At 70.6% G+C, this 8,706-nt stretch carries 10 protein-coding genes; 8 read left to right on the top strand and 2 right to left on the bottom strand.

The genetic code is table 11. The features are described from left to right. Positions 1-37: 37 nt before the first annotated feature. The gene (locus AC3EO4_RS46105) at positions 38-1,633 is read right to left on the bottom strand and encodes an RNA polymerase sigma factor (protein WP_431902273.1); all 1,596 of its coding nucleotides are present in this window, start codon (positions 1,631-1,633) and stop codon (positions 38-40) included. A 236-nt stretch (positions 1,634-1,869) separates the two neighbouring features. Here AC3EO4_RS46105 and AC3EO4_RS46100 point away from each other — a divergent pair, with 236 nt between their 5' ends. The 6 genes from AC3EO4_RS46100 to AC3EO4_RS46075 all read left to right on the top strand — a co-directional run bounded on the left by AC3EO4_RS46100 (position 1,870) and on the right by AC3EO4_RS46075 (position 6,515). After that, a complete protein-coding gene (locus tag AC3EO4_RS46100; RefSeq protein ID WP_431902272.1) occupies positions 1,870-2,922 on the top strand; it encodes an ABC transporter ATP-binding protein in 1,053 nt (350 codons plus the stop codon). Continuing rightward, positions 2,915-3,595 carry an ABC transporter permease gene (locus AC3EO4_RS46095; protein WP_379576196.1) on the top strand — a complete coding sequence of 227 codons (681 nt, stop codon included), beginning with the start codon at positions 2,915-2,917 and terminating at the stop codon, positions 3,593-3,595. Before AC3EO4_RS46100 ends, AC3EO4_RS46095 begins: the two co-directional genes overlap by 8 nt. After that, positions 3,568-4,263, top strand: coding sequence for an ABC transporter permease (locus tag AC3EO4_RS46090; RefSeq protein WP_379576195.1), 696 nt, complete (start codon positions 3,568-3,570; stop codon positions 4,261-4,263). The genes AC3EO4_RS46095 and AC3EO4_RS46090 overlap by 28 nt, the downstream gene beginning before the upstream one ends. Before the next feature lie 36 nt (positions 4,264-4,299). Next, positions 4,300-5,232: an ABC transporter substrate-binding protein gene (locus AC3EO4_RS46085; RefSeq protein ID WP_379576194.1), complete on the top strand. Its 933-nt coding sequence runs from the start codon at positions 4,300-4,302 to the stop codon at positions 5,230-5,232. 170 nt (positions 5,233-5,402) lie between these two features. After that, on the top strand, positions 5,403-5,879 hold the full coding sequence (locus tag AC3EO4_RS46080) for a flavin reductase family protein (protein WP_379576193.1): 477 nt from the start codon (positions 5,403-5,405) through the stop codon (positions 5,877-5,879). Positions 5,880-5,945: 66 nt separating this feature from the next. After that, positions 5,946-6,515 (top strand): flavodoxin family protein, encoded by a 570-nt coding sequence (locus tag AC3EO4_RS46075; protein WP_379576192.1) that lies wholly within the window; start codon positions 5,946-5,948, stop codon positions 6,513-6,515. A gap of 91 nt (positions 6,516-6,606) precedes the next feature. Here the strand turns inward: AC3EO4_RS46075 and AC3EO4_RS46070 are convergent, their stop codons facing one another. Continuing rightward, positions 6,607-7,659, bottom strand: coding sequence for a sigma-70 family RNA polymerase sigma factor (locus AC3EO4_RS46070; protein ID WP_431902268.1), 1,053 nt, complete (start codon positions 7,657-7,659; stop codon positions 6,607-6,609). A gap of 124 nt (positions 7,660-7,783) precedes the next feature. Here AC3EO4_RS46070 and AC3EO4_RS46065 point away from each other — a divergent pair, with 124 nt between their 5' ends. Both AC3EO4_RS46065 and AC3EO4_RS46060 read left to right on the top strand, forming a co-directional pair. Next, the gene (locus AC3EO4_RS46065) at positions 7,784-8,158 is read left to right on the top strand and encodes a TetR/AcrR family transcriptional regulator C-terminal domain-containing protein (protein WP_431902277.1); all 375 of its coding nucleotides are present in this window, start codon (positions 7,784-7,786) and stop codon (positions 8,156-8,158) included. Positions 8,159-8,194: 36 nt separating this feature from the next. Beyond that, positions 8,195-8,695 carry a DinB family protein gene (locus AC3EO4_RS46060; RefSeq protein WP_379576189.1) on the top strand — a complete coding sequence of 167 codons (501 nt, stop codon included), beginning with the start codon at positions 8,195-8,197 and terminating at the stop codon, positions 8,693-8,695. Positions 8,696-8,706: the final 11 nt, after the last annotated feature.

The raw sequence follows: 8,706 nt of genomic DNA, 5'->3' as shown, positions 1-8,706 counted from the left end.
TCCCTCCCCCCCCCCCCCCCCCCCCCCCCCCACGGACCTACATCGGGATCCAGAAGAACACCAGCATCGCGATCGCCAAGCACACCACGAAGCCGATCAGCTCGAAGGCCCAGTCGTGGTGCCGGGTGCGCCGCCTGCCCTTCTTCTTGCTCGCGGCCTTCTTCGCAGCCGCCTTCTTCGGGGCGGCCTTCGTGCTCGCGGCCTTCGTGCTCGCGGGCTTCGTGCTCGCGGGCTTGCCGTTCGCGGGCTTCTTGCTCGTGGGCCTTCCGCTCGCGGGTTTCGTGCTCGCGGGCTTCTTGGCCGCGGGCTTGTCCGGGGCCTGCGGTACGGCGGGCCGTACCGGCTCGGCGGCCGCGGTCGACGCCTCCTCCTCCACAGGGAGGGGAGCGATCTCCTCCGGCGCGGGAGGCAGGACGTAGACGGGCTCCTTCGCCGGCTTGCGCGGCACGAACAGGTCCGCGGGCTCCTTCCGCGGCTCCGCCTGGTGCACGAGCAGGTCCGCGGGCTTCTTCTCCGTCTCGCTCCTGGGCGCGAGCCGGTCGGTGGCGTCCTTGCGTGGTTCGCCCTTGTGTACGAGCAGGTCGGCGAGGGCCGACCGGTCGCGGGCGCGCATCGGCACGTCCGTAGGGTCGTCGGCCACCTCCACGAGGGGCGGCGCCGCGGTCCACGTGTCGTCCAGGATGTCGCCGCCCGCCAGGGCCCTGGGCGCCGCGGCGGGTGAGGGGTCCGGTGCCGGGGTGGGCTTGCTGAAGGCGTCCCACGTCGGCGGCGCCTCGAGCACGTCGGCCGGAGTGGGGGCCGACAGCAGGGGCGGGCGTGCGGTGAGCGTGTCGCGCAGCTTCGGCATCGGCGCCGTCGCCGCCTCGTGGGGCGGGACGCGCGACGAGTCCGGCGGCGTGAGCAGCTCGGTCGGGAACAGCCCCGTGCTGGTCGCGGGATCGGTGTCGCCGAGCGGGACAGGCCAGACGGGGGTCGTCGGCCACATCGGCTTGACGAACAGCGAACCGGTCCTGGGCACGGGAACCGTGCTCGCCGGGGCAGGGCGCGGGCCGAGCAGTCGCTCCCTGACGGCGGCGGGCGGCGGGCGCCACGGAAGGCGGCCGAGCACGTCGCGCAGCGGCGCCACGCCCAGCGCGCCGTACACCTCGGCCACCTGCTGAGCCGGTCGAGGGCCGGCGGCGGCCAGCGCGGACAGCAGCGACTGGCGGAAGCGGAGCGCGGCGTTCTGGATCAGCTCGACGGCGGTGTCCTTGGCCACGTCGAGCACCCAGGCCAGCTCGGCGTCGGTCAACCCGATGACGATGGACAGGACGAGTACTTCGCGCTGGTGCGGGCGAAGATCGCGCAGGACGCGCTCGACCAGTGCGGTGGCCGGGTCGATGAGGGGATCGATGACAGGCGGCGCGTAGACGATGTCGCGGCGGAAGATCTCCCGCCGCGCGAGCGCGTACAGCGCGGCACGCGGCGGCTCCACGGAAGGCACGCTGGAAAGGACGGCATCCAGCGCGTCGGAGGCGGAGCCCGGGTCGCCGAGCTGGTCCGCGCAGTAAGCGAACAGCCCGGCGGCGTGACGGTCGTAGAGCTCGGCGATCAGATCCTCGCGAGATCGCTGATCGGTGAGCGGGTGGGTCACGGGGCCGAATTCCTCTGAAAGAAAAGTGGACGCTGGGGATGAGGGGGCGGCGTCGGAGTGTTGCAGGCAATCATGCCGGTTGCCGAGGCGGAATGCACCCTTGGATGCCCATTTGATAGCCCAGTGAAGCGTTTCAGCTTGGGGGCAACGGGACACAAGAGGATCGCTCGCCGTAGTCTGTCGACCAGAGATCATGGGGCGGGCCGCGGCCCCGCCGGTCGAGCGAGAGGTCGCGCATGATCACATTTGACTCCGTCACCAAGCGATACCCCGATGGCTTCGTGGCCGTCGACGATCTGTCCATCGAAGCGGAGACAGGGCGGATCACCGTCCTCGTCGGCCCCTCCGGATGCGGCAAGACGACGACGCTACGGATGATCAATCGGATGATCGACGCCACCGAGGGGCAGATCCTGCTCGACGGCGCCGATGTCAAGAAGATCGATCCCCCGACGTTGCGGCGCGGCATCGGCTACGTCATCCAGCAGGCGGGCCTGTTCCCGCATCGCAAGATCGTCGACAACGTGGCGACCGTGCCGTACCTGCTGGGCTGGGACAAGAAGAAGGCCCGTGACCGGGCCATGGAACTGCTGGAACGGGTCGGGCTCGATCCCAAGATGGCCCAGCGCTACCCCTTCCAGCTCTCCGGCGGCCAGCAGCAGCGTGTCGGCGTCGCCCGAGCGCTGGCGGCCGACCCTCCCGTGCTGCTGATGGACGAGCCGTTCAGCGCGGTGGACCCCATCGTCCGCACCTCGCTGCAGGAGGAACTGCTCAGGCTGCAGTCCGAGCTGAACAAGACCATCGTCTTCGTCACCCACGACATCGACGAGGCGATCAAGCTCGGCGACAAGGTGGCCGTGCTGCGCGTCGGCGGCAAGCTCGCGCAGTTCGCCGCGCCCAAGACGCTGCTGTCGGAGCCCGCCGACGACTTCGTGCGGGAGTTCCTCGGCAGGGACCGCGGCATCAGGCGGCTGTCGTTCATCTCCACCGAGCACCTGCGGCTGCGCACGGACCTGGTCGTCTCCTCCTCCGCCGCGTCCGGGTCGGCCGCCGCGTCCGACGGCCTGCTGATGGTCGTCTCCGAGGACGGCAGGCCGGTCGGCTGGCAGGGAAGCGACGAGCCGTTCGGCACCTACGTCCACGGCAAGGACTCCCTGCGCGCGGCGCTCGACGCCGCCCTGCTCTCGCCGTCGGGGCAGGCGGTGGCCGTCGATCCCGAGGGCAAGGTCGTGGGCATCGCGACGAGGGAGGCGCTCGACGCGGCGCTGGCGGAGGCCGCCGATGGATGACGACGGCCAGCCGCTGTTCAGGTGGAGCTGGGTCGAGAGCAACTGGAACTCGGACTCGCCGAACAGCATCGTCAACCTCCTCCAGGCGCACGTCGTGATGTCCCTGGTGCCCGTTCTGCTCGGGCTGCTCGTCGCGGTACCGCTCGGGCTCGCGTGCGTGCGCTGGCGCTTCCTCTACCAGCCCACCGCGGGCGTCATGAACGTGATCTACGCGCTGCCCTCGCTACCGCTGTTCATGCTGCTGATCCCCGAGACGGGGCTCACCCAGCTGACCGTGATCATCCCGCTGACCTTCTACGCGCTCGCCGTCCTGGTCCCCGCCGTCGTCGACGGCATGGGATCGGTGCCCGACCACGTCAGGCAGTCGGCGGTGGCCATGGGATTCACGCCGCTCCGCCGCCTGGTGCAGGTCGAGCTGCCGATCGCGGTGCCGGTCGTGCTCGCAGGCCTGCGCGTGGTCACCGTCTCCAGCATCAGCCTGGTCAGCGTCGGCGCGCTCATCGGGCAGGGCGGGCTGGGCAACCTGTTCACCGACGCCTTCCAGCGTGACTTCTACACTCCCGCCATCGCCGGCATCGTGCTCATCGTGCTGCTCGCCCTGGTCGGCGACGGGATCGTGCTGACCGCGCAACGCCTGCTCACGCCATGGGTGCGGGCCAGGAGGGCGTCGTGAACTGGATCATCGACTTCTTCACCGACCCGGCCAACTGGTCGGGGTCCGGCGCGATCCCCGTGCGGCTGCTGGAGCACCTGGGCTTCTCCGTCGCCGCCCTCGTCCTCGCCGCCCTCATCGGGATCCCGCTCGGCCTGCTGGTCGGGCACACGGGACGTGGCTCGCTGATCGTGGTCGTCAGCGCGAACCTGGCCAGGGCGCTGCCCACACTCGGCCTGCTCGTGCTGATCGTCCTGCTGCTCGGCACCGCCTCCATCTGGCCGGTGCTGATCCCGCTGGTGGCGCTGGCCGTACCGCCGATCCTGGTCAACACCTTCGAGGGCATCAGGGGCGTCGACCCCGAGTTGCGCGACGCCGCCTACGGGATGGGGCTGCGCGGCCCGCAGGTGCTGTTCAAGGTGCTCGTGCCGGTCGCGCTGCCGCTCGTCATGCTCGGCCTCCGGTTGGCGGCGGTCCAGGTCGTGGCGACGGCCGCGGTGGCCGCTTACGTCGGTCTCGGCGGGCTCGGACGTTACATCATCGACGGATTGGCGACACAGGACTACGAGAGCGTGGTCGGCGGTTCGGTACTGATCGTCGCCTTCGCCCTGGCAGTGCAGGGGCTGTTCACCCTCGCGCAGAGGGTGACGGTGTCCCCGGGGGTGAGCCAGCGACTGCGGGTTCGATAATCTCTCCAATACCCCCCGTTTAGAAGGGAATTAAGCATGAGGCGCATATTCGGCACCGCGGCGGTGCTGCTCTCGGCGATGCTCACCCTGTCCGCCTGTGGTGGCGGCGGCAGCGGCGGAAACCCGCTGGACACCACCTCCGCCAGCGCGGCCCCGTCGGGGTCCGCGCCCGCGGCGGGCGGGGGCACGGCGGTCGTGGGCTCGTTCAACTTCCCCGAGAGCGTCCTGCTGGGCTCCATCTACGCCCAGGCGCTCAAGGCCAAGGGCGTGAACGTCACGGAGAAGCCGAACATCGGCAGCCGCGAGGTCATCTACAGCCAGGTCCAGAGCGGCGGGCTGACGGTCCTGCCCGAGTACAACGGCGCGCTGCTGTTCTTCGTCGACCCCAAGTCGACCGCGGCGTCGACGGAGCAGGTCAACGGCGAGCTCAAGAGCAAGCTGCCCGCCGAGCTCGAGATCCTCGACTCCTCTCCGGCGCAGGACAACGACTCGCTGACGGTCACCAAGGCGACGGCCGACCAGTACAAGCTGACCACCATCGAGGACCTCGCCAAGGTGTCCAAGGACATGGCCGTCGGCGGTCCCCCGGAGTTCAAGAAGCGTCGTGAGCAGCAGTTCAAGGACGTCTACGGCCTGGAGTTCAAGGAGTGGAAGCCGACCGGCGACACCACGGCCGACGCGATCAAGGACGGGACCGTGCAGGCGGGCAACGTCTTCACGACCGACCCGAAGATCATCATCAACAGCATGGTGTCGCTGCAGGACCCCAAGAACGTCTTCAGCGCCCAGAACGTGACGCCGCTGGTGAACAAGGCGGCGGCGAACGACACGATCAAGACCACGCTGAACGCGGTGTCGGCCAAGCTGACCACGGAGAACCTGACGCAGATGATGCAGAAGATCTCGGTGGACAAGGACGACCCCGCGACGGTCGCGAAGGACTGGCTGACGACCAACGGCCTCCTGTAACCCTCGTGAGCCCTGGTGAAGGCACGGTCCTTCACCGAGGGCGCGCGGCGGAGGCGCCGGCCGGTCGTTGGAGGCCGGCGGGACACCGGGAGACGGACGCCGATGGACGCCTCCGGCCGATCTGGCCGGAGGCGTCCGGGTTCGTGATCGATGTGTGCGAAGGTGGTCCGGTGGGCGAGTTCACCGAGGCGATGGCGCAGCTCGCGGCGGGGGTCGCCGTGATAACCGTACGGGATGGCAGGGACGACGTCGGTGTCACCGTGTCAGCTCTGATGTCCGTCTCCGTCGACCCGCCGCTCGTGCTCGCCAGCCTGGGCAGCCGCGGCTATCTCACCGAGGTGCTCCTCAGGCAGGACCGCTGGGCCGCCGCGCTGCTGTCGGCGGACCAGGCGGCCATCGCCAGCAGGTTCGCCACGTCGGGCCGTCCGAGCGCCCGCCATCTGGTCGCCGGGACCCCGCATCACCGCGGCCCCCACAGCGAGGCGCTCATCGTCGACGGAGGGGTGGCCGCGCTGGAGGTGGAGACGTCGCAGGTGGTGCCCGCGGGTGATCACACGCTGTTCGTGGCCAGGGTGCTCGCCGTCGACTACGTCGACTCCACCCCGCTTCCTCTCGTACGGCTCCGCGGGCGATACCGCCCGGTGTAGGTGCCTATGTCCTGAGAAAGTGGACGTGTAATATGCACGTGCATAGATTTCGGGATGGAGGCGCGGATGACCGAGCGTAGATTCCTCTTCGTGATGGGCAGTGCGCGGCCGGGTGGCAACACCGAGACCCTGGCCAGGGCGGCGGCCGAACACCTCCCTGAGGGAGCCGAGCAGCGCTGGCTGCACCTGGACGACCTGCCGCTGACGCCGTTCCACGACATCAGGCACGCGGGGGAGGGCGTGTACCCCGTTCCCGAGGGGAACGAGCGGGTGCTGCTCGATGCCACGCTCGACGCCACGGACCTGGTGATCGCCTCGCCGCTCTACTGGTACACCGTTTCGGCGACCACCAAGCTCTACCTCGACTACTGGTCGGGGTGGCTGCGCGTGCCCGGGGTCGACTTCAGGCGCCGCATGGCCGACAAGACGACGTGGGCGATCAGCGCCGTCAGCGATGACGACATGGTGGTGGCCGACCCGATGGTGGGGACGCTGCGGTTGTGCGCCGAGTACTTCGGGGGGCGCTGGGGCGGCGCCCTGCTGGGATTCGCGAACCGTCCCGGCGAGATCGCGGCCGACCATGACGCGCTGACCAGGGCCAAGTCCTTCTTCCTCACCCCGCGGGCCACCGCCTGACCGCCTTCCCGCGGTCAGTGGTCTCCGGGCCGCCCGGAGCCGACGACCACGACCGGCGGGACTCCGGCTCGACCGGCCGGGGCCGCCAGGCTCAGGGCAGCGAGGCGGGCAGCCCGAAGGCCGCGAAGTGGTCGAGCCCGATGAACGAGGTGATCTCGCGGATCAGCCTGCCGCGTAGGCCGAACACGTTGATCGACCAGCCGAGGTGCGCGCCGGCGTCGTCGTTCCACCGGTAGCAGGCCACCGCGGCCTGGCCGTTCGCGGCGGTCGGAAGGTGCCGCCAGGAGCCGCACGTGGTCAGCGGGACCCGTACGGCGAAGTCGGTGACCGCCTCGAGGCCGCGGTACCAGTGCGGCAGTGGCGGCATCGACCAGGTGACGTCCTCGGTGAGCAGCGCGACCAGCGCGTCGGCGTCGCCGCGCTCCAGCGCGGTGGAGTACTCGGCGACGATCTCCCGCAGGCGCGCGTCGCCGATCTCCCGCAGCGTCCGCTGCTGCGTGGGGGAGGGGATCTTCTCGGCCACGATCGAGCGGGCACGCTGCAGGGCGCTGTTCACCGACGCGGTCGAGGTCTCCATCATGGTGGCGATCTCGGCGGCGGCGAAGCCCAGCACCTCGAAGAGCAGCAGCGCCGCCCGCTGGTTGCCCGGCAGGTGCTGAAGGGCGGCGACGAAGGCGAGCTCGACGGCCTCGCGCTGCTCGTAGCGCGCGTCAGGGCCGGCGGGGCCGTCGGCTATCCCGGCGTCGGGATAGGGGCCGAGCCAGGCGACGTCGGTGAGCGGGACGTCCCCGACCACGACCCGGTCGCTGGACGGGCCGAGATCCATGGGCAGGGCCCGCCTGCCCCGGGCTTCGATGACGTCCAGGCAGGTACGGGTGGCCACGGTGTAGAGCCACGAGCGCAACGAGCTGCGGCCCTCGAACCGCGCCAGCCCCCTCCACGCCCTCAGCAGGGCGTCCTGCAGGGCGTCGTCGGCGTCGTGGGTGGAGCCGAGCATGCGGTAGCAGTGGGCGTGCAGCTCCCGGCGCAACGGCTCGACGAGGCGGGTGAAGGCGATGTCGTCCCCGTCCCGCGCCCGGGCCAGGTCGCCGTCCACGGCACCCCCCGCTGCCGTCTCCGCGGTCCGCGAAGGAATGTCGCTCACGCCCTCGATTCTGCCCTACGGCGCAAGCGCCCCCTTCGACCGAGCGCCGCCACCCCTGGCGCGGAGCAGCCGGCGTGCCGTGGACGCCCGCTGAGGAAGGAAGCCGGCGTGCCGAGGACGCCCGCTGCGGGCCACTCTGCTGCGCCACCCTGCTGTACTGCCGTTGCTGCAGGCCCGTCCGGCGGTGACTCCTGCCACGCTCGCGGCGGTGGAGCGCGGGCTGGCCGCCCTGGTCTCGGCGGGGTTCCCGCTCGGGCGGGCGGTGGACGCGGTCAACGCCCTGACGGTGTTCGTTCTCGGGCACACCGCGGCCGAGGCAGGGATGAAGGCAGGGGAGCGGGAGGCAGGGTCGGCGGCCTGGCTGGCGGAGCTGGACGAGCAGGAGTATCCGCTGCTGGTCCGCGCGGCCCGTACCGGCGAAGGCGCCGACGACGAGGAGCGGTTCGCCTTCGCTGTGGAGGCCCTGCTGACCGGATTCGCGGTCAGTTCGGGCGACTGAACCGGCCGGCGGGCCGGGGTGCACCAGAATGTCCGCATGACTGACCCGAGAATCGATCCCCCCGCGGCCGGTGACGAGCGTGAGCTGCTGACCACCTTCCTCGACTGGCAGCGGGAGACCCTGGCCGTCAAGTGCGCAGGACTGACTCAGGAACAGCTGCGCGAGCGATCGGTCTCCCCGTCGACGATGTCGCTGCTCGGCCTGGTCCGCCACATGACGGACGTCGAACGCTACTGGTTCCGCCGCGTCCTGGAGGGCGCCGACCTGCCCGCCGTCTACTGGAGCGACGTCGACGACGTGGAGTTCGACGTGGCCGGCGCCTCCGCGGACGAGGCGTTGGCCGTGTGGCGGGCGGAGGTGGAGGAGTGCCGCAAGGTCTCGGCCGGCACCCCGATCGAGGCCCTCGCCAAGCGCGACCGCCGCGGCGACCACCACTCGCACCGCTACATCCTCATCCACATGATCGAGGAGTACGCCCGCCACAACGGCCACGCCGACCTCCTGCGCGAGCGCATCGACGGCGCCACGGGGGAGTAGACCGGACGCGC

The organism is Nonomuraea sp. bgisy101, from assembly GCF_057708945.1.
This window is presented reverse-complemented; position numbering and strand designations above follow the sequence as displayed.

Excerpts from the sequence above, each read along its gene's own strand:
- AC3EO4_RS46060 (WP_379576189.1), top strand. The coding sequence starts at position 8,195 with ATGACTGACCCGAGAATCGATCCCCCCGCGGCCGGTGACGAGCGTGAG.
- AC3EO4_RS46090 (WP_379576195.1), top strand. The coding sequence starts at position 3,568 with ATGGGTGCGGGCCAGGAGGGCGTCGTGAACTGGATCATCGACTTCTTC.
- AC3EO4_RS46100 (WP_431902272.1), top strand. The coding sequence starts at position 1,870 with ATGATCACATTTGACTCCGTCACCAAGCGATACCCCGATGGCTTCGTG.
- AC3EO4_RS46085 (WP_379576194.1), top strand. The coding sequence starts at position 4,300 with ATGAGGCGCATATTCGGCACCGCGGCGGTGCTGCTCTCGGCGATGCTC.
- AC3EO4_RS46075 (WP_379576192.1), top strand. The coding sequence starts at position 5,946 with ATGACCGAGCGTAGATTCCTCTTCGTGATGGGCAGTGCGCGGCCGGGT.
- AC3EO4_RS46095 (WP_379576196.1), top strand. The coding sequence starts at position 2,915 with ATGGATGACGACGGCCAGCCGCTGTTCAGGTGGAGCTGGGTCGAGAGC.